The organism is Micromonospora sp. KC723 (assembly GCF_004348595.1).
Lineage (GTDB): Bacteria > Actinomycetota > Actinomycetes > Mycobacteriales > Micromonosporaceae > Micromonospora.
Map to the genome: position 1 here is coordinate 1 of NZ_SMKD01000103.1, position 20,912 is coordinate 20,912.

Here is a 20,912-nt window from a genome sequence, read left to right on the forward strand (position 1 = left end):
GGGTGCGTTAGCGTGTGGCACGAGGACCTCCGAGACGGTGTGGAACCTTCGACAAGCTCCACCTCACCCGGAGGTCCTCACCTATTTCAAGATCCCAGCCCTGTCACCAACGTCCATGGGCAGAACACCTAGGCCGTCGACGTAGAAGCGCTCCGCAGCGGCGAGGTCGGACAACGGCCCGGGCAATGCCGGTGCCGCAGACGGCACCGGCCGGACGGGGTCCGTGGCTCTACGGCCGCAACGACCCGAGCTTCCTTCGAGTGAGACAGCTTGACCGGCAGCGCATCCTTGGGCCTACGCGTCATTCCGGATGCTTCGCTCTTCGGGCGGTTGCTGCTGCTTTATCTCAAGCGCGCCAAGCGCCGCACCGTCGTACGGCTCGAAACTGCATGGCGCTACGTGTCGGCAGGGCGATGCACCCACCGCGCATCCGTCACATGTTCGATGTGGTGGACGAACTCATCGACGGCAGGTAGCGGCTCGTGAGTCGTAAACCCGGGCCCGACCTGCGTTGGCGGTCTGTGTCGACCTGCGGTGGTCCGGACGTAGAGGGCTGCCGGAGAGGGCTCGAGGAGGCCGCCCACTGGTTGAGATCAGCGGTACCGGGAGAACGATCTGCATTAGCGTGGTGCTCGTTGGGAGCGTTTCCACAACGTGATCGGAATGGATGGCGGCGTCAGAATGGCGCACGGGTCGACAGTGCCTGGGGAGTCGGGCTACGGACGCGATCGACTCCGGACGCGTCTGGTCGTCATCGGCGGGGGGCCGTCCGGGGTTTCTGTCCTGGCACACCTCGCCGAGCAGCTGGCCGCCGCGCGGCATGGGCGCACCACGGCCGTCGAGGTGACCTTGGTCGACCGGACGGGCGAGACCGGGGGCGGCGACGGGTTCGGGATCGGGATTCCGCAGGCGTTGCTGCTCAACGACAGCGTCGCCACGATCGACGCCACGGGGATCGGGTTCACCGCCTGGTTGCACGAGCACCAGACGCGGTGGGTCGGCCGGTTGGCCGACGACACCGATCCGCGGGTGCGGACCTGGTTGGCTGAGCACCGTACGGACCTGGATCTCGGTCGGTTCGGGCACCTCTTCCTGCCGCGTCGGGTGTTCGGCGACTTCATGCGGGACCGGTTCGAGCGCACCGCGCGCCGACTAACCGCCTGCGGGGTCGTGGTGCGCGTCGTGAGGGGCGAGGCACGGTCCGTGCTACCTGACGCCGGGCACAGTTTCCGGGTGGCCGTGTCGGGCATCGCCGAGCCCCTGACAGCTGATCTCATCGTGTTGGCGCCGGGTTGCCTGGATACCGGGGCACCGCCGGGGGTGGGCGCCCATCCGGGCTACTACACGCACGGGCGCGCCTGCGGCCGGCCCGACAGCGATGCGGCCATGGCGCGGTTGCTGGCCGGGCGCCCGGTCGGCTGCCGCCGGATGGTGGTGCTCGGTTCGGCGGCGGCGGCGTCCGAGGTGATAGCTGTTGTCGCGGCCAGTCCGGCGGTGGCGCAGGTGCTGGATGAGGTGATGGTGGTGTCGACGAGCGGCCGCCTGCCCGACGGGCAGCCCACCGGCCCGGACGCCCCGTTCACCTGCCGGTCGCTCATGGGGCTTCGGCGTGACGGTGCTGGTGAGCTCACGTCGGCGCGGCTGGTCGACGCACTACGGGCCGACGTGGAACGTAGCCGGGCCCAGGCATACACGATCGTCGACGTTGAACGCGCCGTGGCTGCCGAGTTCACCGCCTCGTTCCGGCTCCTGACCCCGGCGCAGAAACGCCGCTTCGTCGACGTCCACTACGCGGACTACCAGCGCTTGATGCGCCACACATCCCCACCGTACGCGTCCGCGGCCGCCCGGCTGGCCGCGTCCGGGCGGCTGAGGCTCGTCCGCGCCCGGGTGGCCGGCATCGACCCGGCGTCCTCCGGCGAACTGGCCGTGCGCCTGTCCGACGGGGCCAGGCTGACGGCGACGGCGGTGTTCGACTGCCGCGGGTTCGCCGACGTGGGGCAGACCATCAACCCGCTGGTGCGTGACATGGTGGCGAGCGGCCTGGCCCGGCCCAACCGCAGCCGGCGAGGGCTCGTCGTCGACGAGCACCTACAGGCCGCGCCGGGCCTGTTCGTAATGGGGCCGCTGCTGGCCGGCACCAGCCAGGGCGACGACCACATCTGGTCGTTGAAGAACGTCGCACGCATCCACGTGCTCGCCGCGCGCGTGGCGGCAGGCCTGTTCGACCTGCTCACGCAGGATACGGTCGGCATCGGCGAGCGCCGGTGAGCGGCTCGATGAAGGTGGTGCTCTTCTGCGGCGGCCAAGGCCTGCGCATGCGCGGCGACGGCATGGTCGTGCCCAAGCCCATGGTGACGATCGGCGGCAGGCCGCTGCTGTGGCATGTGATGCGCTACTACGCGCACTACGGGCACACCGAATTCATTCTGTGCCTGGGCCACGGAGCTGACGAGCTCACCGACTACTTCGGTCGCGCAGGCGGCCGAGGCTGGAACATCACCATGGTCGACACCGGCCTGCAGGCCAGCATCGGCGAACGCCTGATGCAGGTAGCCGAGCACGTCCGCGGCGAGGACGTGTTCCTGGCCAACTACGCCGACACGCTCACCGACGCACCGCTCTCGGCCATGGTGGAGGCCTTTCGCCGCGGCGACGCGGCGGTGGGCCTGCTGGCGGTCCGGCCCTCGTCGTCGCATCACGTCATCCAGATGGGTCCAGACGGCATGGTCTCGCGCGTCGATGACGCGGGAGTACTGCATCACTGGGAGAACGGAGGGTACTTCGTCATGCGACAGCAAATCTTCGACGAGTTGCGGCCTGGGCAGGATCTGGTGCCGCACGCGCTCAACCGGCTCGCGGCCCACGGCAGGGTGCTCGCCCACCGGCACCGCGGGTTCTTCCGCGGCGTCGACACGGCCAAGGACCGCATCGAACTCGACTACGCCTACCGGCAGGGCCGACGTCCGTGGATGGTGTGGGAGTCGCAGGCCGAGCCCGCGGCGGTGGCTCAATGACACCGTTCGAGCTCGCGCAGGCCGGGCAGGTCGTGGCGATCGGCGCGCATCCCGACGACATCGAGATCGGCGCCGGTGGCCTGCTGCTGAACCTGCCCGCGGGCGTGCCCGTGCGGTATGTGGTGTGTACGGGAACGCCGCAGCGGCACGCCGAGGCGCATGCCGCCACGGAAGGCTTCCTCGCACACGCCGCCGTGAGCCACTGGCTGCACGACCTGCCGGACGGGCGGCTGCCCGCGCACACCTCGCAGGTCAAGCAGATCCTCGAGGACGCGGCACGTGGCCTGGACGGGGCGGTGCTGGTGCTGGCCCCGGCACGCGACGACGCGCACCAGGACCACCGGCTGATCGCCGAACTGGTCCCGACCTGTTTCCGCGACGCGCTCATCCTCCACTACGAGATCCCGAAGTACGACGGCGACCTCAGCCGCCGCAACCTCTACCTGCCGATGGACGAGTCCACCGCCCGGCGCAAGGTCGAACTGCTCAACCAGGCCTTCCCGTCGCAGAAGCAAAGGTTCGACGACGAGGTGTTCCTGGGTCTGGCCCGGCTGCGCGGCATGGAGTGCCGCACCCGCTACGCCGAGGCCTACACCTGCGACAAGGCCGTCCTGCGCCTGTCGTCGCGACGCACGGAGGCGCAGCGGTGACCGCCACGGCTAGCGCCGCGAGCGAGGCGCCGTACCGGGTCGAGTATGAGCGGCTTCCCGAGCCGTGGTGGATGCCCTGGCTGTTCTGGGCCTGGGTCGCCATCGCCGTCCCCTACGTGCCGTGGCGCATCTACGCCACCAACTGGGCCAACTGGTCCGGTCCGCTGCTGCTGGCATCCGAACTGTTCGCGATCATGCTCGCTGCGTTGTTCCTGGGCACCGCCCAGCAGATCCACATGCCGATCCACCGGCCGACCGACCTGACGAGATGGGTCGTCGACTGCCTCATCCCGACCCACCTCGAACCGGCTGACGTCATCGAATGCACCGTGATCGCCGCGCTCAAGGTACACGGCATCCGCGAGGTGATCGTGCTGGCGAACTTCGAACGACCGGAGGTACGCGCCGTCTGCGAACGCCTGCGCGTACGCTACCTGCCCCGCGGCTCCAACGAGCACGCCAAGGCAGGCAACCTCAACACCGGACTAGCCCACAGCGACGCAGCGTTCCTGCTGCACCTGGACGCCGACTACATAGTCCGGCCGGAGATCCTGCAACGGGTCATGGGCTGGTTCGACGACCCGACCGTGGCGTTCGTGCAGGGCCCGCAGACCTACTACAACCACGACTCGTTCGTGTTCCGCACCTTCCGGCGCATCCGCGCCGGCTGGAGCGAGCAGACCATGTTCTACCAGGTGATCCAGCCGAGCAAGAACCGCTGGAACGCGGCGTGCTTCGTCGGTAGCTGCGCGGTCATGCGCCGCGCGGCGCTCGACAGCATCGGCGGGTTCGCCACCGGCACCGTCACCGAGGACATCCACACCTCACTGCGCATCCACGCCAAGGGCTGGAGCAGCGTCTACACCAACGAGCCCGTCGCCTACGGGATGGAAGCACCCAGCTTCAAGGAGTTCTACAACCAGCGCCGCCGCTGGGCCGCAGGAGCCGCGACCATCGGCTTCCGCTCTGCCGACTCGCCGCTGCGGATCCCCGGCCTGACGCTCATGCAGCGAATCAACTACTTCAACTCGATCATCACCCACGCCCAGGGCCCGCTGCGCGCCGCGTTCACCTTCGCCCCCATGCTGTGCCTGCTCACCTTCGCCGTACCGATCCACATCAACGTCGCCTGGTTCATCGTGGTCTCACTGGGCTTCTCCACCTACTCCGCCGCATTGGGCTGGATCTACAGCCGCGGCGCCATGCACTTCATCCACAACGAGGCATACCTGTACGCCAACCACCCCGGCATGAGCATGGGCATGGCCGGCTTGTTCAAGGTACGACGCGAGTTCGTGTCCTCCCGCAAGACCGGCAAACGCACCGAACGCACCTGGGTCCGCTGGTACCTGTGGCTGCTCGCGACAGCGATGCTCGCCACCGGCGGCTACGGCCTCGCACTCATCCTCGCCGGCAACCGGTCCACCGCCGTGCTGCTGGCCACCGTCTTCATCGCCATGAACGAGTTCTTCCTGCTGTGGTTCCTGATCCCGCTCATCCGTTACGAGCACCGCGGACGGCACGCGCCACCACCCGCGTACCACACACTCACCGGTGAGGACAGGTACCGCTACGTCATGGGCTTCTACGACGGCCGGTACGTCATGCCCTCAGGCATCATGGTCGACCGGCCCGTGAAAACCTCCCGTATCCGACCCGGCCGCCGACCCGGCTGGGTACAGACCCGCGTATTCACCTACGAACCAGGCAAGCCAGAAAGCCTCGAACCCGAGACCGCAACCGCCACCTGACAACGCCGCGGGGACCCGCGTCCGGCGCACACGGCGCAAGCCATCGTGCGGACCGCTCGCACAGTCCATGACGATGCTGACGCTGGACTGTCGGTCCGGTCAGGTCGCGGGCGTCCGCAGCCGAAGCCCGGCGACGGCTCCCCCGGGCTTGGTCCCGATGGCACGTGCAAGCGGGGCTGGTGCGAACCACCCACAGACGCGGCCTGCCCAGCGGTTTCACCGCCTTCGCAGACCGCGTCCGGGTACGCGTTCCTGGTGGGCGATACTGGGTTTGAACCAGTGACCTCTTCCGTGTCAAGGAAGCGCGCTCCCACTGCGCCAATCGCCCGTGGGTCGAGAGCGGACGACGGGATTCGAACCCGCGACCCTCACCTTGGCAAGGTGATGCGCTACCAGCTGCGCTACGTCCGCGTGTCTCCGGCGTTCCCCGGTGACGGGGAGAACTCTACCCGACGCCAAGATCGCCTCTGCGCCGCCCCCACCCGGACGGTGATTGCGCTGGTGGACGACGGGGTACTGACTCCGCTCGACAGCACACCACATCCCCTGAAGGAGGCTGTCGTGGGTATCGGAACGAGCATCTTCCTCCTAGCGGTCGGCGCGATCCTGACCTTCGCCCTGAACGCGAGCATCGGCGGAGTGAACCTCGACGTCGTGGGCTGGATCCTGATGGCGGCCGGCGCACTCGGCCTGATCATGACCACGCTGGTCTGGGGCCGTCGTCGTACGGTGGTGACCACCGACCAGCCGGTGGAGTACCGGCGGGTCGAGGAGCGCCGGGACGTCGCGCCGCCGCTGTAGCCCGCACGCCGGGAGTCATGCGACCTACCGACGGGTGCGGCGCGTCCGCCCGCCCCGATGATCCCGGCCTGCGGAACGACGAAGGGCCGGTCCTCTGCGGACCGACCCTTCGTCACCGGTGGGCGATACTGGGTTTGAACCAGTGACCTCTTCCGTGTCAAGGAAGCGCGCTCCCACTGCGCCAATCGCCCGTGCTCTTTACCGAGGTGGGGACGGGATTTGAACCCGCGTACACGGCTTTGCAGGCCGTTGCCTCGCCTCTCGGCCACCCCACCGAGGTTGCCCCCGTCATGCGTGGCGGCATCTCCGAGCGGACGACGGGATTCGAACCCGCGACCCTCACCTTGGCAAGGTGATGCGCTACCAGCTGCGCTACGTCCGCGTGTCTCCGGCGTTCCCCGGTGACGGATGGAAACTTTAGCCGAGGCGTCGAACAGTTGCCAAATCGGGGCGGTGTTCCGGCGCGCCCGGAGCCCTCCACCTTCCCTAAAGCTTCCTAGGAGCCTGGGTGGCAGGCGTTCGGAGGCCAAACGGGACGCCGGGAACAGGTCGGACCCGGGCCGAGACGGGGCGACGCGGCCGGCGACGGCTGTCCGGCTTCCGACTGACGGCAACGCGACCGACCGGCGGCGGTGACACGCCGTGGTCATCCCGATGGGTTACCGTGACCGGCGTGACGAGACGTGCTGCCGATGTCCGCCTGGATTCCCTGCTGCGCACGGCGTGTGACGTGATCGTCGAACGCGGGCTCGCCAACACCCGGACGGCCGACGTGGCGCAGGCCGCCGGGGTCAGCCAGGCCCTGGTCTTCTACCACTTCGCCACCAAGGAACGCCTGCTCGCGCAGGCCTTCGCGTACGCGGTGGAACAGGATCTGGCCCGACTGGACGCGGTGGTGCGCTCCTCCGCCACGCCGCTGGCCAAGCTGCGCCGGATCCTGCGCCTCTACACCCCCGCCGGCCGCTCGACCTCGTGGTCCATGTGGATCGACGGCTGGGCGGAGTCGCTGCGCACCCCGGAACTGGAGAAGGTCTGCCGCCGGCTCGACCTGCGCTGGCGGCAGGACCTCGCCGCGATCATCGCCGCCGGGGTGGCCGACGGCACCTTCGAGTGCGCCGACCCGGCCGGCGCGGCCTGGCGGATCAACGCGGTGATGGACGGCCTGGCGGTGCAGCTGGCCGTGCACGACCGGGTGATCACCCGCCGCCAGGCCAGCGAGTGGATCCGGCTGGTCGCCGCCCGCGAGCTGGGCCTCGACCCGGCCCAACTCGACTGACCCGGCACGGCCCACCACACGGCGAGAGCCTTCACGGCCCGGGTGCCGCGAAACCACCCGGGGCGGGACATACCCCCACGAGAATCGGGGCGTGGACCTGCTCGAGACCTTTCGGCGGAGCCTGGCCGAGTTCATCGACCGGGTGGAGCAGGTGGCCCCCGCACAGTGGGCGGACCCGACGCCCTGCCCGGACTGGGACGTCCGTGCGCTCGTCAACCACGTGGTCGCCGAGGACCGGTGGACCGTGCCGCCGCTGGCCGGCCGTACCGCCGCCGAGGTCGGCGACCGCTTCGACGGCGACCAGCTCGGCGACGACCCGGTCGGGGCGGCCCGGCAGGCGGCGTCCCAGGCCGAGGTGGCCGCGACCCGCCCCGGGGCGCTGGACGGCATCGTGCGCCACCGCGCCGGCGACACGGTGGCCGGCGAGTACCTCCACCAGCTCGTCGCCGAGCACCTCGTACACGGATGGGACCTGGCGGTGGCGATCGGCGCGAACCCGCGCCTGGACGCCGACGCGGTCGCTGTCTGCGCCCGCTGGCTCGCCCGCCAGGCCGGCGAACACCGCACGGGTGACCCGACCTTGCCGGGCCGGCCGGTGCCGGCGGACGTCAACGCGCAGGACCGGCTGATCGCCGCCTTCGGCCGCGACCCGGACTGGGTGCCGCCCCGGTAGAGCGAGCCGGGTGAGGCCGGCGGCACCGAACGTCACGTTGACCTTGCCCCCACCCCACCCGCCTGGTATCCACAGATGCGCATGCGTAACCGCGCACGCCCCCGGGCCGGCGCCGCGCCGGCACCGCTCCCACGAGGAGGTCACGTGCCCATACCGGAGTGGACACCCCCGACGAGCCGGCCCCGACGCCGGCTCGTCCCCGTACTGGCGACCGTCGGTCTGGTCGCCGCCCTGCTCTCCAGTGGCGGCACCGCCACGGCGGCGCCGGGCGACGCGCCGGCGGCGGCACCGGGCCCCTCCGGCTCGTTCGCCGACGACAGCCACCCCGCCGCCGACGTCGACAACCGCACCGGCACCGCCGCGCCCGACGCCCGGCAGCGCGGAATCGCCCGGCGGCTCGACCCGGACGTGCGGTGGAACCGCCTCGGCACCCCGCACGCCCTCGGACCGGCCCGGAACCCCCTCGCCACCGGCCTGCCCGCCGACCCGGAGGCCGCCGCCCGGCGCTACCTCACCGACCACCAGGACCTGTTCGGCCTGGACGCCGACGCCGTCGCCGCGATGGACCGGGTGCTGGTCCACCCGGTCGGCAAGGGAGCGGTGGTCACCCTCCGCCAGCGCTTCGGCGACCTGCCCGCCGGCCACGACGGCCTGGTCACCGTGGCGGTCGTCGACGGCTCGGTGATCTCGGTCAGCTCCTCGCTGGCCCGGGACGCCTCGGCGCCGGCCCCCGCCACCCTCACCGGCGAGCAGGCGTACGCCGCCGCGCTCACCGACGCCGGCCTGCACGCCGACGCGGTGGCCCGGCACAGCGTCCGCCCGGTCGCCGTGCCCACCCCACACGACGGCAACCGCGCCGCGTACGAGGTGACCCTGATCGGCGCGAGCACGAACCTTCCCGCGGCGTACACCACCTACGTCGACGGGATCACCGGCCAGGTGCTGGTCCGCGAGGACCTGGTCGACTACGACTCGGAGAACCCGAGCTGGGCGGTCTACCCGGCCGCCCCGCCCGGCGACCCCGCCGGGCAGGACCAACGGGTGCGCTGGTGCGGTGAGCCCGCCCCGGACTGCGCCGCCGCCTTCACCGACCCGGCCAGCGGAAAGCACTGGGACGTCGACCTGGCCACCGCGACGCCGACCGGGACCTCCCGCGGCAACTCGGCCAACACGGTGGTGTCCTGGGGCGCCGGCAACCCGATGCTGCCCGCCACGGCCAGTCCGCAGCGGCGCTACGAGTACCCGTTCACCGACCAGTGGCGCCAGGCCCGCTGCAACCCGGAGGTCTTCGCCTCCGCCCGGCGCAACGACGCCGACGCCGCCATCGCCAACCTCTTCGCCATGCACAACCGGATGCACGACTGGGCCTGGCACCTCGGCTTCACGGAGGCCACCTGGAACCTGCAGGCGGTCAACCTGGGCGGGGCCGGCCTCGGCGGCGACGCCGAACAGGGCCGCGCCCAGCAGGGGGCTCTCACCGGCAACCGGAACAACGCCAACCAGGGCACCCCGCGCGACGGCCTGCCGCCGACCACCAACATGTACCTGTGGCAGCCGCAGGCCGGCGGCCCGTACCCGCCGTGCGTGGACGGCGACTACGACATGACGGTGATCGGGCACGAGTACACCCACGCCATCACCAACCGGATGATCGCCGGACCGGACAGCGGCATTGGCGGGCACCAGGGCGGGGCGATGGGCGAGTCGTGGAGCGACCTGCTCGCCGCCGAGTACCTCTACGAGCACGGCCTGCGCGCCCCGGGCGAGACGCCGTGGATCACCGGCGGCTACGTCACCGGCAACCTGGTCAGCGGCATCCGCAACCACGACTTCAGCCGCAGCCCGCTCAACTACTCCGACGTCGGCTACAACACCTCCGGCCCGGGTGTGCACGCCGACGGGGAGATCTGGAGCGCCACCAACTTCCGCATCCGCGCGGCGATGGTGAAGCGGTACGGCCTGGGCACCCCGCAGCGCCAGCTCGACTGCGCGCGAGGCACGGTGACCGCCGACCGGTGCCCCGGCAACCGGCGCTGGGTGCAGCTGGTCTTCGACTCGTTCCTGCTCCAGGCCGCCAGCCAGGTCAGCATGCTCGACATGCGGGACAACCTGCTCACCGCGGACCGGCTGCGGTTCGGCGGGGCCAACCAGGAGCTGATCTGGACCGAGTTCGCGCGCTCCGGGATGGGCCGGGACGCCGCCACCAACGGCGCGGGCGACACCGACCCGACGCCGAGCTTCGCCAGCCCGACCGGCGGCAACGCCACCCTGACCCTGCGGGCCAGGGGTGACAGCGCCGGCGCGCCGATCCGGCTCTACGTCGGCGACTACGAGGCCCGCGCCACGCCGATCGCCGACACCGACCCGGCCACCCCGCTGCCGGACACCTTCGAGGCGGTGCCCGGCGCGTACCAGTTGCTCGCGGTGGCGCCCGGCTTCGGCCACCAACGGCTCAGCGTGGTCGCCCGGGAGGGCCACCAGGGCTACGTCGACCTGCGGCTGAGCCGCAACCTGGCGTCCACCGCCTCGGGAGCGGTGATCACCGGCGACGGGGTGAACCTGGACCGGATCGGCGACGACACCGAGGCCACCAACTGGGCCTCCCTGAACGGGGTCGCCGGCAAGCAGGTCACCGTGACGCTGCCCGGGGGCGCTCCGCGGGTGGTCGGCCGGGTCAACGTCAGCGGCATGCTCCGCCCGGCGATCAGCGGCGACGCCGACGCGGGCGGACAGAACGCGCTGAGCGCGGTGCGGTCCTTCGCGGTCTGGACCTGCAACGCCAGGACCACCGACTGCGCCGACCCCGGCCGCTGGACGCGGATCTACACCAGCGCCGCCGACGCCTTCCCGGGGGGTAGCTACCGGGCGTACACCCGGGACGTCAACCTGCGCTCGTTCCGGGTGCCCGCCACCGTCGCCACGCACGTGCGGCTGGAGATCCTGGCCAGCCAGTGCACCGGCGGCCCGGCGTACGCGGGCGAGCAGGACGACGACCCAGCGACGAGCACCGACTGCGCGACCGCCAGCCCGGCGCGCGAGCAGGTGCGGGTCGCCGAGTTCCAGGTGTTCTCCGGATGACAGTCCGCCGGGGCCGGGTGAACCACCCGGCCCCGGCGGCCCCCGATCAGCGCCGCGCCGGCGTCCAGCGGCGCGGCCGTTCGAACGGCCTGCTGTCAGCGTCCTCGGCGTTGGCCGTGCGGGTCAACTGCCGCAGTCGCAGCAGCAGCCCGACGCCGAGGAAGAGCAGCAGTCCACCGAGGAGGAAGGCCGCCTGCACCACCCCGAAGCCGCCGGCCGGGGTGCCGGACGTCGGCCGACCCGCGGCGGGGGGCACCTGGGCCGCCGCCGGTTCGCTGACCGCCCCGGCCGGCTCGTCGACCACCGCCGACTCGGTCGGCTCGACCGCCGACTCGGTCGGGGTGGGCGCGACGGTGGGCGTCGCGCCGAAGCCGGGGCCGATCACGGTACGGGTGGCGCTCTGTCGGGCGAGCAGGCGCAGGTCCGGGTCGTACGCCTCGGCGGCCAGGGTGATCCGACCCTCGCTGACCGACTCGTCGAAGGCGACCCGGTAGCGGGCGGTGACCGTCTGGTTGGCGCAGAGGGTGCCCGGGTCGAGTTGCCGGTCGGTCAGCCGGGCCACCGACCCCTCGGTGCGGATGTCCAGCGGGAAGGCGCCGTTCTCCTCCACCCGGTCCATCTTCACCTGGTTGAGCCGCAGCCCGCTCACGGTCAGCACCATCGACCAGCGGACCTTCAGGCAGCCGCCGCCGTCGGTGCGGGACACCACGGCGGAGAGCGTCCGCACCTCGCCGTCGGCGACGAACTCGTCGGGCAGGCCGCTCATCACGGTGGCGAAACCGGCCGCCGCGGATGACGGCTGGGGAGCCGCCAGCACTGTCCCCGACAGACAGGCCAGCACCACCCCGACCCGCATCGCGTTGCGCCACACGCTCGCCACCGTCACCCTCCTCACGTCGGTCCCGTCCAACCGCCACGCTATGAGGGGTCGGGGGAAGCCGGTAGACGGGCGTGTTCGCACGGAGCGTGAAGTACGGGGACGGTTATCACGGTCGGTGGTGAACCGGTCACCACCGACCCGCGACACGCCGGGGGAGCGGTGGGAGGACAATCACCTGGTGTCCGACCTCTCCGCGGCCTTCGTCCGGCTGCACGCCCGCCTCGCCCCGGTGGCCTTCGTCCCCGAGGTACGGCTGCACCAGGCCGACGAGCCCATCGGGCTCTGGGAACTGACCGAGGGGGAGTTCCGCAGTGCCCAGCCACCCCCGTTCTGGGCCTTCGCCTGGGCCGGCGGGCAGGGACTGGCCCGCCACGTCACCGACCACCCGGAGCTGGTCGCCGGCCGTCGGGTGCTCGACCTGGCCGCCGGCTCCGGTCTGGTCGCCATCGCCGCCGCGCGGGCCGGCGCCGCCTCGGTACGCGCCGTGGAGATCGACGAACGGGCGGTGGCCGCCGTCGCGCTCAACGCCGAGGCCAACGGGGTACGCGTCGACGTGGAGCTGGGCGACATCCTCGACTCCGACGCCGGGGACGCCGAGGTGGTGCTCGCCGGGGACGTCTTCTACAGCGAGGCGATGGCCAGGCGGATGCTGCGTTTCCTGCTCCGGGCCGCCCGTTCCGGCGGGGCGCGGGTGCTGGTCGGCGATCCGGGGCGGGCGTTCCTGCCCCGCGAACGGTTCCGGGAACTGGCCGCGTACGACGTGCCGGTGCCGGAGGCGCTGGAGAGCGTACGGGTGAAGCGCGCCACCGTGTGGGAGCTGGACCCGACCCCGCCGGGGGCCACCCGTTAGCGTGACGGCGTGCTGTTCCGGGGCTGGGGGGAGTCCGTCGACGGGCGGTGGCCGGACGTGGCCGTCGTCGCCGACCACGTCGGGGTCGACCATGTGGTGGTCACCCGGCACGCGCTGGTCCGGCAGGTGCTCGCCGACCCGGTGACCTGGCGGCCGGACAACGCCCTGGACGCGGTGACCCCGGTGCCGGTGGCCGCGCTGCGGGTGCTCGCCGGGCACCGGTTCCGGCTGCCGCCGACCCTGGCGAACAACTCCTCGGCCAGCCACCCGGGGATCCGGGCGCTGGTGGCCGAGGCGCTGCACCCGGACCGGGTCGCCGCGCAGCAGCCGTGGCTGACCGCGCTCGTCCGGCGGCGGGTGGACCGGCTCGCCGCCGCCCTCGACGCCGGGGAGCCGGTCGACCTGTACGCCGGGCTCGCCGCCGACCTGCCGCTGCTGGTGCTGGCCCGGCTCGTCGAGTTGCCCGACGCGCCGGTCGACGCGGTGAAGGACTTCGCCCGGGCGGCGTTGGAGCTGTTCTGGGCGCCGCTGGACGCCGACCGGCAGCTCACCCTCGCCACCCAGGTGGGCCGCTTCCACACCGTGCTGCGGGAGTTCGCCGCCACCGGCGGTGGGTTGGCCGCCGCGCTACGCGCCGCCGGGCACTCCCCCGACGTGGTGGTCGGCGCGCTGTTCTTCCTGCTGGTCGCCGGTCAGGAGACCACCTCGCAGTTTTTGACTCTGCTGCTGCACCGACTCACCGCCGAGCCGGCGGTGCGCGCCGGGCTGCGCGGCGGCACGGTGGCGGCGGCGGACGTGGTCGAGGAGGGGCTGCGGCTGGAACCGCCGATTGTGACCTGGCGGCGGGTGGCCGCGGTGGACGCCACGCTGGGTGGGACGGCCGTCGCGGCGGGCACCAGTGTCGTGCTCTGGCTGGCCCGCGCCGGACGGGATCCGGAGGTGGTGGCCGCGCCGGCACGGTTCGATCCCGGGCAGCGCGGATCGCGCCGGCACCTGGCCTTCGGCGCGGGCGCGCACCGCTGCGTCGGCGCGCAGCTGGCCCGGATGGAGGCGGCGGTGGTGGTGGCCGAGGCGGCGCCGCTGCTCGACGGGGTGACGGTGGTACGCCCGCCCTGGTGCCCGGACAACCTCACCTTCCGGATGCCGGACGCGTTCGTGATCCGAAGGGGCTGACCTGACGAAGGTACGCCAGGTGGCCTGCCGGGAGCGGTGGCGGCCGAGTGAACCCGACTCTGGTCGGTCCGTACCACCTGGTGGACGCTGCTGGCCGGGGTGCTGCTGACCGCCGCCGGCTCGGCCCAGCTGGCCATCTACGCCGACAACGCCAACACCAACGACGACCCGGTCGACGACCGGGGCCGGGTGACCGTGGGCAGCGTCCTCATCGACGCGATGGAGCTCACCCAGTACGCCGTGCTCGCCCTCGGCCTGCTCGCGATCACCAGCGAGTACACCACCGGCACCATCCGCGGCACCTTGCAGTGCACCCCGTCACGGGGGCGGATGCTGCTCGCCAAGGCGGTGGTGGCCGGCACGGTGACCTTCGCCTCCGGGCTGCTTCTCGGCGTGGTCGGGACGCTCTCCGCGTGGCCGCTGCTCGGCGAGTGGGGGCGCGTCCCGCTCGCCGGGACCGTCGGTGACGTGCTGGCGGCCGCGACGTACCTGGCACTGGTGGGGGTGCTCGCGCCCGGTTTGGGGGCGGTGCTGCGCAGTGCGGTGCTCACCCTCCTCTTCGCCGTGCTGATGATCGTCCCGCTGTCGTTGCGGGAACCCGGGATCACGGTGCTGACCCGGGTCTCCGACGCCTTCCCCGGCGTGGCCGGCGGGCACTTCATGGCCGGGGACACCGACCCGTACCCGCCGTTGGTGGGGCTGGCGCTCCTCGCCGGCTGGGCCGCCGCCGCGTTGGCGCTCGGTCGCGCCGCCCTGCGCCGCCGCGACGCCTGACCCCCGCGAGGGCGGCCGCCCGGGAGCGGGTGGCCGCCCGACGCGGGCCGGTCGGGACATCAGGAAGTGAGCCCCGCCTCGTACGCGATGATCGCCGCCTGCACCCGGTTGCGCACGTCGAGCCGGGTGAAGATGCTGGTCAGGTATCCCTTGACGGTGCCCTCGGTGAGGAAGAGCCGGCGGGCGATCTCGGCGTTGGACAGCCCCGCGCCGACCAGGCCGAGCACCTCCCGTTCCCGTTCCGTGAGCCCGGCGGTCCGGTCCCGGGCCGCCGGCACCCGGGCCATCCGGCCGCCGCTGAGCTCGATCACCCGGCGGGCCACCTGGGGTGACAGGTACGCCCCGCCGTCGGCGACCGCCCGCACCCCGGTGATCAGCTCCCGCGGGTCACCGGCCTTGAGCAGGAATCCGCTGGCCCCGTGGCCGAGCGCCCGGGCCACGTGCTCGTCCTCGCCGAACGTGGTGAGCATGACGGTGGCGGTCGCCGGCACCAGACGGCGAATCTCGGCGGCGGCGGCGAGACCGTCCAGCTTCGGCATGCGGATGTCCAGCAGCGCGACCCGGGGCCGGTACGTCCGGGCGGCCTCGACCGCCACGCGGCCGTCACCGGCCTCGGCGACCACCTCGATGCCCGGGTCGGCGGCGAGGATGGCCCGCACCCCGGCTCTGATCATCGCCTCGTCGTCGGCGAGCAGCACCGTCACCGGTGGATCGGCGTTCACGTGGTGGTCCGTCCTTTGCTCGTGAGGCGTCCGTCGGCGAAGCAGAGCCGCCAGGTGGGCTGGGCGAGCGGGAAGTTCCCGTCGGTGTAGTACTCACAGGTCACCTCGGCCGGCGGCGCGGGCTCGCCGGCGGGCGGCGCGACCTGACGCCGGGGCAGCCCGGCCAGTTCGGCGCGGGGCATACCGATCCGCATCCGGTCGAACGAGGCCTGGTCGAGCACCGAGCCGGCGGTGGCGCTCGGGTAGTAGACGAGGGAGAGCAGCAGCGCCACGGCGAACGGCGCGCCGAGCGCGGTGAGCAGGCTGCGCCGCACGTCCCGCCGGCCGTCCCGCAGCCGCTGCCGGGCCACGGTCGGAAAGCCGGCAGGACGCGCCGCGCCGCCCGGCCCCGTCCCGGCCGCCACCCCCGGCTCCGCGCCACCCGCCGGCTCGGTCAGCGGCAGCCGCGCGGCGACGGCGAAGCCGCCGTCGGCGGTGGGGCCGGCCGTCAGGACGCCACCGACGAGGCGTACCCGTTCACCGATGGCGAGCAGGCCGGAGCCGTGCGACGGCGGACCGGGCAGCGGGCCGGCCGGCGGCGTCGCGTTGACCACCCGCACCTCGACCTGGTCGCCGGTGGCGGCGAGGGTGACCGTGACCGGGGCGCCGGGGGCGTAGCGGGCGGCGTTGGTGAGCGCCTCGCGGATCACCCGGTGCGCGGTCTGCGCGGCCAGCTCCGGCAGCACCGCCACGTCGGGGATCAACCGGGCCCGCACCGACATGCCTGCCTCCCGCGCGCCGTCCACCAGGTCGGCGATGCTCTCCCCCGCCGGTCGGGTGGAGGCCGGGGCGTCTGTCTCGCGGAGCATGCCGATGATCCGGTGCAGCCGTTCGGTGGCGGTGGCCACGCTGGCCCGCAGCTCCCCCGCCGCCGCCCGGTGCCGCTGGTCGAGGTCGCCGGCCAGTTCCAGAGCCGCCGCGCGCAGCGCGATGAGGCTCAGCTCGTGGCCCAGCGTGTCGTGCATGTCCTGGGCGATGCGGGCCCGTTCCCGCAACCGGACGTGCTCCGCGGCGCCCTGCTGCTCGCGTTCCACCGCCTCGGCGTGCTCCCAGCCGGCCAGCACCAGCGCCTGCTGCTGCCGCCGGTACCGGCCGACCAGCCACGGGAACACCCCGGCGCCGAGCCACACGCAGCTCAGCAGGAACCAGGTCGCCGTGCCGGTGTCCAGCACCGCCAGGTGCAGCACCGTGCCGGCGATGGGGACCCCGGCGTACAGGGCGGCGGCGGGCGCCGCCCGCTCACCTCGCCGGCCGGCGAGGTAGCTGAAGGCCAGCAGCGCGAAGACGAAGTTGCCGTCGACGACCGAGCCGAGCAGCACCAGCAGCACGGCCAGCAGCGGCAGTCGGCGGCCCACCGTGACCGCCGCCGCGAGCAGCAACAGCGAACCGGCCAGCAGCGGCACTGCGTGCCGTTCGTGCGGCGGCGTCAAGCGGGCGTACGCCGCCGGCGCGGCGAGCACCACCCAGAGCAGCGCGTCGCCGGCCCACCGTCGCCGATCTCGCAGTTTCCGCACGTCGCGAAGGCTACCGACCCGGGTGCGGGACGGGCACCGACGAAGGTCACCGGCCTAGTCGGCGTCCTCGGCCCAGGCACGCCAGTCGTCGAGCACGCCGTACAGCGCCGGGGTCAGCCAGCCCGGGGCGGACCGCCGGAACACCCCCGGATCCATCGCCCCCGCGCCGGCCGGCAGCGCGCCGAGCAGGTTCGGCACCAGCTCGGTCAGGTTGGCCCAGTGCACCAGTTCCGGCTCGGCCGGCCACGCGCCGACCACCACCCCGGCGGGAATCGCCCGCCGCTCCAGCGCCTCGAGGGTGAGCGCGGTGTGGTTGAGGGTGCCGAGCCCGGCGCGGGTCACCACCACGGCCGGGGCGCCGAGGGAGACGGCCAGGTCGGCGACGGTCCACGGCTCGCCGGAGGGGCGCAGCCCCATCGGCACGAGGAGCCCGCCGGCCCCCTCGACCAGCACCAGGTCGTGCTTGTCGGCCTCCTCCCGGACGGCGTCGACGGCGGTGTAGAGCTCCAGCGGCTCCAGCTCGGCGACCCGGGCCGCGGCGAGCGGGGCCAGCGGGTCCGGGTAGCCGGCCAGGGTGCGCCCGGCCAGCGGGGCGGCCAGCCGGGTCACCACGTCGACGTCACCGGGTTCCCCGGTGGCCGTACCGGTCTGGCCGGGCTTGACCACCGCGACCCGCATCCCGGCGGCCTGCGCGGCGGCCGTGATCGCGGCCGTCACGATCGTCTTGCCGACCCCCGTGTCGGTGCCGGTGACCAGCACCACGCCCTTCCACGGTGTGGTCACGGCCGCACCTCCGGCCCCGTGGTGCTCACGGCGCGCACTCCACGACGACGTCCAGGGCGCGCGCGAAGTCGGCCCGGGACACCCCGGCGGAGATGGTGAGCCGCAGCCGGGAGCGGCTGTCCGGGGTGGACGGCGGGCGGAAGCAGCCGACCGCGACACCCCGGTCACGGCAGTCGGCCGCCCAGGTCGTGGCGGCCTGCGGGCCGGGGGCGGCCACCGACACCACGGCCGCGTCGGGGGCGGAGACGGTCAGCCCGGCCGTGGCCAGCCGGCGGACCGCCAGCGCGGCCCGGTCGGCCAGCTCCGCGCGCAGGTCGTCGCCAGCCCGGGCCAACGTCACCGCGGCGTGCACGCCAGCCGCGACCGCCGGGGGCAGCGCGGTGTCGAAGATGAACGTCCGGCCGGTCTCCACCAGGTGCCGGACGAACTCGGCCGGCCCGGCCACCACCCCGCCCGCGCCGCCGAGCGCCTTGGAGAGGGTGGCGGTGACCACCACGTCGGGTTCGCCGGTGAGGCCGGCCGCGGCCACCCCACCCGCACCGCCCGGCCCGGTCACCCCGAGCGCGTGCGCGTCGTCGACCAGCAACAGCGCGCCGTGCCGGCGGGCGACGGCGTGCAGCGTGGCCAGGGGGGCGAGGTCACCGTCGACGGAGAAGACCGACTCGGTCACCACCACGGCGGGGCGGCCCGGCGCGGCGGCGAGTGCGGCGGCCACCGCGTCGACGTCGGCATGCGCGGTGATCACGGTCTCGGCGCCGGAGATCCGGCAGCCGTCGACCAGCGAGGCGTGGTTGTGGGCGTCGGAGACCAGCAGCGTACGCGGCTGCGTGAGGCCCCGGACGGCGGCGACGTTGGCCAGGTAGCCGGAGGAGAAGACCAGCGCGCGGTCGGCGCCGAGCCAGTCGGCGAGGGCGTCCTCCAGGGCGTGGTGGACGTCGGTGGAGCCGCGGACCAGCCGCGACCCGGTGGCTCCCAGCCCGTACGCCGACAGTGCCCGTGCGGCGGCGGCGGTGACCTCGGGGTGGGTGGCCAGGCCGAGGTAGTCGTTGCCGGCGAGGTCGACCACCGCGTCGCCGGCTGGCCGGGGGCGCAGCACGCGGGTCAGCCCGGCCTTGGCGCGCAGGTCGGCCCGCCGGTCGAGCGCCGCCAGCCAGTCCGCCACCGTCTCCGCCTCCCTCCCCCACGCAGGGCTTTCGTCCGGGCGCGTCGGGCATCCGGCGGCGCGCCCGCCGGGCGAAGTTACCACCCGGGGCCGCCGCGCCCGGCGTGGCATGGGCCGCCGCACAGCGCCGGGTCGCCGGTCGCCGGGGCGGCGGGCGACGGCGTCGGGCCCGGTCGGACGTGGTCGCCGCGCCGGTTCGGCCGTTTCTCCGGCCCGTGGCGGCCTTGTAGGGTACGAGCCATGCCAGACATCCTCGACCAGGCCCGTACCCAGGTACTGGGCAACGGCGTCGGCCTCGACGAGGCCGGTGTCCTCGCCGTGCTCAGCCTGCCCGACGAGCATCTTCCCGCCGCTCTCCAGCTCGCCCACGAGGTGCGGATGCGCTGGTGCGGCCCGGAGGTCGAGGTCGAGGGCATCGTGTCGCTGAAGACCGGCGGCTGCCCGGAGGACTGCCACTTCTGCTCGCAGTCGGGGCTGTTCAGCTCGCCCGTGCGGTCGGTCTGGCTGGACATCCCCTCCCTGGTCGAGGCGGCGAAGCAGACCGCGAAGACGGGGGCGACCGAGTTCTGCATCGTGGCCGCCGTACGCGGCCCGGACGCCCGGCTGATGAAGCAGATGCGCGAGGGGGTCGCCGCCATCAAGGCGGAGGTCGACATCCAGGTCGCCGCGTCGCTGGGCATGCTCACCCAGGAGCAGGTCGACGAGTTGGTCGACATGGGCGTGCACCGCTACAACCACAACCTGGAGACCTGCCGCTCCTACTTCCCGAACGTGGTCACCACGCACTCGTGGGAGGAGCGGTGGGAGACGCTGCGGATGGTCCGTGAGTCCGGCATGGAGGTCTGCTGCGGCGGCATCCTCGGTCTGGGCGAGACGGTGGAGCAGCGCGCCGAGTTCGCCGCGCAGCTGGCCGAACTGGACCCGCACGAGGTGCCGCTGAACTTCCTCAACCCGCGTCCGGGCACCCCGCTCGGTGACCGCCCGGTGGTGGAGGGCAAGGACGCGCTGCGCGCGATCGCCGCGTTCCGGCTGGCCATGCCGCGCACCATCCTGCGGTACGCGGGCGGCCGGGAGATCACCCTCGGGGACCTGGGCACCCGCGACGGTCTGCTGGGCGGCATCAACGCCGTCATCGTCGGCAACTACCTGACCACCCTGGGCCGGCCGGCGACCGACGACCTGAAGCTGCTCGACGACCTGAAGATGCCGGTCAAGGCGCTCTCCGCCACCCTGTGAGGCCGACGGTGACCGAGCTTGTCGAACCCGTGGCACCGGCGGACCGCGCCGGTGAAGGCGCGCCACGCTGGTGCGACCGGTGCGGGGCGGAGGCGGCCACCGGTTCGCACTCCGCGTGCGCGGCGGCCCGCGTCCTGGAGCCGCCGCGGTACTGCGTCCGTTGCCGGCGCCGGATGAAGGTGCAGGTGTTGCCGGTCGGCTGGTCGGCGGCCTGCGTCGAGCACGGTGAGATCCGGGGCTGAGCCGTGTTGCGGGGAAGATCGGTGACGTTGCGGCCGGCGACGGACGCGGACGTGCCCGCCCTGGCCGCGATCCGGGCCGCCCCGGAGGTGCGCCGCTGGTGGCGCGGCGGCGACGACCTGGTTGCAGCGGTCCGCGCCGATCTGGCCGACGACGATCTGACCGTGTACGCGATCGAGCACGACGGCCGGGTGGTCGGCGCGATCCAGTGGTACGCCGAACCCGACCCGGAGTACCGGCACGCCGGGATGGACCTCTTCCTCGATCCCGAAGTGCGCGGGGTGGGGCTGGGT

General features: G+C 73.1%; 19 protein-coding genes and 5 tRNA genes. 14 read left to right on the forward strand and 10 right to left on the reverse strand.

The features are described from left to right. Positions 1 to 681 precede the first annotated feature (681 nt). From E1165_RS20810 to E1165_RS20825, 4 genes are read left to right on the forward strand one after another with little or no spacing between them, the layout of a single operon-like run. Positions 682 to 2,271 (forward strand): FAD/NAD(P)-binding protein, encoded by a 1,590-nt coding sequence (locus tag E1165_RS20810; RefSeq protein WP_256370686.1) that lies wholly within the window; start codon positions 682 to 684, stop codon positions 2,269 to 2,271. Beyond that, the gene (locus tag E1165_RS20815; protein ID WP_243704895.1) at positions 2,268 to 3,017 is read left to right on the forward strand and encodes an NTP transferase domain-containing protein; all 750 of its coding nucleotides are present in this window, start codon (positions 2,268 to 2,270) and stop codon (positions 3,015 to 3,017) included. The genes E1165_RS20810 and E1165_RS20815 overlap by 4 nt, the downstream gene beginning before the upstream one ends. After that, positions 3,014 to 3,667 carry a PIG-L deacetylase family protein gene (locus E1165_RS20820; protein ID WP_132393468.1) on the forward strand — a complete coding sequence of 218 codons (654 nt, stop codon included), beginning with the start codon at positions 3,014 to 3,016 and terminating at the stop codon, positions 3,665 to 3,667. The genes E1165_RS20815 and E1165_RS20820 overlap by 4 nt, the downstream gene beginning before the upstream one ends. Further along, positions 3,664 to 5,418 (forward strand): glycosyltransferase family 2 protein, encoded by a 1,755-nt coding sequence (locus E1165_RS20825; protein ID WP_132393469.1) that lies wholly within the window; start codon positions 3,664 to 3,666, stop codon positions 5,416 to 5,418. The genes E1165_RS20820 and E1165_RS20825 overlap by 4 nt, the downstream gene beginning before the upstream one ends. A 253-nt stretch (positions 5,419 to 5,671) precedes the next feature. Here the strand turns inward: E1165_RS20825 and E1165_RS20830 are convergent. Then, positions 5,672 to 5,746, reverse strand: a tRNA-Val gene (locus E1165_RS20830). A gap of 10 nt (positions 5,747 to 5,756) precedes the next feature. Further along, positions 5,757 to 5,829, reverse strand: a tRNA-Gly gene (locus E1165_RS20835). On the opposite strand from E1165_RS20835, the gene E1165_RS20840 reads away from it, so the two are divergent. Beyond that, positions 5,803 to 6,219 carry a DUF6458 family protein gene (locus tag E1165_RS20840; RefSeq protein WP_243704899.1) on the forward strand — a complete coding sequence of 139 codons (417 nt, stop codon included), beginning with the start codon at positions 5,803 to 5,805 and terminating at the stop codon, positions 6,217 to 6,219. The two genes, E1165_RS20835 and E1165_RS20840, sit on opposite strands and share 27 nt — an antisense overlap. A gap of 119 nt (positions 6,220 to 6,338) precedes the next feature. Here E1165_RS20840 and E1165_RS20845 read toward each other — a convergent pair. From E1165_RS20845 to E1165_RS20855, 3 genes are all read right to left on the reverse strand, one after another. Then, positions 6,339 to 6,410 (reverse strand) — tRNA-Val (locus E1165_RS20845). A gap of 13 nt (positions 6,411 to 6,423) precedes the next feature. After that, positions 6,424 to 6,494, reverse strand: a tRNA-Cys gene (locus E1165_RS20850). 34 nt (positions 6,495 to 6,528) lie between these two features. Beyond that, positions 6,529 to 6,601: transfer RNA gene (locus E1165_RS20855), tRNA-Gly, on the reverse strand. 291 nt (positions 6,602 to 6,892) lie between these two features. Here E1165_RS20855 and E1165_RS20860 point away from each other — a divergent pair. From E1165_RS20860 to E1165_RS20870, 3 genes are all read left to right on the forward strand, one after another. After that, a complete protein-coding gene (locus E1165_RS20860; protein WP_132393471.1) occupies positions 6,893 to 7,495 on the forward strand; it encodes a TetR/AcrR family transcriptional regulator in 603 nt (200 codons plus the stop codon). Between the two features lie 91 nt (positions 7,496 to 7,586). Then, on the forward strand, positions 7,587 to 8,168 hold the full coding sequence (locus E1165_RS20865) for a TIGR03086 family metal-binding protein (protein ID WP_132393472.1): 582 nt from the start codon (positions 7,587 to 7,589) through the stop codon (positions 8,166 to 8,168). A gap of 144 nt (positions 8,169 to 8,312) precedes the next feature. Beyond that, positions 8,313 to 11,246, forward strand: a complete 2,934-nt coding sequence (locus E1165_RS20870; RefSeq protein ID WP_207916983.1) for a M36 family metallopeptidase — start codon at positions 8,313 to 8,315, stop codon at positions 11,244 to 11,246. A gap of 46 nt (positions 11,247 to 11,292) precedes the next feature. On the opposite strand, the gene E1165_RS20875 is transcribed toward E1165_RS20870, so the two are convergent. Beyond that, the gene (locus E1165_RS20875) at positions 11,293 to 12,126 is read right to left on the reverse strand and encodes a hypothetical protein (protein WP_243704896.1); all 834 of its coding nucleotides are present in this window, start codon (positions 12,124 to 12,126) and stop codon (positions 11,293 to 11,295) included. 178 nt (positions 12,127 to 12,304) lie between these two features. Here E1165_RS20875 and E1165_RS20880 point away from each other — a divergent pair, with 178 nt between their 5' ends. The 3 genes from E1165_RS20880 (at position 12,305) to E1165_RS20890 (ending at position 14,923) form a co-directional block, all read left to right on the forward strand. Further along, complete coding sequence (locus tag E1165_RS20880; protein WP_132393474.1) at positions 12,305 to 12,976, forward strand: methyltransferase; 672 nt, start codon at positions 12,305 to 12,307, stop codon at positions 12,974 to 12,976. 9 nt (positions 12,977 to 12,985) lie between these two features. Continuing rightward, positions 12,986 to 14,149, forward strand: coding sequence for a cytochrome P450 (locus E1165_RS20885; protein ID WP_132393475.1), 1,164 nt, complete (start codon positions 12,986 to 12,988; stop codon positions 14,147 to 14,149). 99 nt (positions 14,150 to 14,248) lie between these two features. Continuing rightward, positions 14,249 to 14,923: an ABC transporter permease subunit gene (locus E1165_RS20890; RefSeq protein WP_243704897.1), complete on the forward strand. Its 675-nt coding sequence runs from the start codon at positions 14,249 to 14,251 to the stop codon at positions 14,921 to 14,923. 59 nt (positions 14,924 to 14,982) lie between these two features. Here E1165_RS20890 and E1165_RS20895 read toward each other — a convergent pair whose 3' ends face one another. The 4 genes from E1165_RS20895 to E1165_RS20910 are packed head-to-tail and all read right to left on the reverse strand — an operon-like array spanning position 14,983 to position 19,143. Continuing rightward, complete coding sequence (locus E1165_RS20895) at positions 14,983 to 15,645, reverse strand: response regulator transcription factor (protein WP_132393476.1); 663 nt, start codon at positions 15,643 to 15,645, stop codon at positions 14,983 to 14,985. Further along, positions 15,642 to 17,198: a sensor histidine kinase gene (locus tag E1165_RS20900; RefSeq protein WP_132393477.1), complete on the reverse strand. Its 1,557-nt coding sequence runs from the start codon at positions 17,196 to 17,198 to the stop codon at positions 15,642 to 15,644. The genes E1165_RS20895 and E1165_RS20900 overlap by 4 nt, the downstream gene beginning before the upstream one ends. Before the next feature lie 54 nt (positions 17,199 to 17,252). Beyond that, entirely contained in the window at positions 17,253 to 17,957 is a 705-nt protein-coding gene (gene bioD, locus E1165_RS20905; RefSeq protein WP_132393484.1) for a dethiobiotin synthase, read from the reverse strand. A 49-nt stretch (positions 17,958 to 18,006) separates the two neighbouring features. Next, positions 18,007 to 19,143, reverse strand: a complete 1,137-nt coding sequence (locus tag E1165_RS20910; RefSeq protein WP_132393478.1) for an 8-amino-7-oxononanoate synthase — start codon at positions 19,141 to 19,143, stop codon at positions 18,007 to 18,009. A gap of 240 nt (positions 19,144 to 19,383) precedes the next feature. Here E1165_RS20910 and bioB point away from each other — a divergent pair, with 240 nt between their 5' ends. From bioB to E1165_RS20925, 3 genes are all read left to right on the forward strand, one after another. Next, on the forward strand, positions 19,384 to 20,379 hold the full coding sequence (bioB, locus tag E1165_RS20915; protein ID WP_132393479.1) for a biotin synthase BioB: 996 nt from the start codon (positions 19,384 to 19,386) through the stop codon (positions 20,377 to 20,379). An 8-nt stretch (positions 20,380 to 20,387) separates the two neighbouring features. After that, complete coding sequence (locus E1165_RS20920) at positions 20,388 to 20,621, forward strand: hypothetical protein (protein WP_132393480.1); 234 nt, start codon at positions 20,388 to 20,390, stop codon at positions 20,619 to 20,621. A 21-nt stretch (positions 20,622 to 20,642) separates the two neighbouring features. Next, positions 20,643 to 20,912 (forward strand): GNAT family N-acetyltransferase (locus E1165_RS20925; RefSeq protein WP_243704898.1); only part of this gene is annotated, 270 nt, incomplete at its 3' end.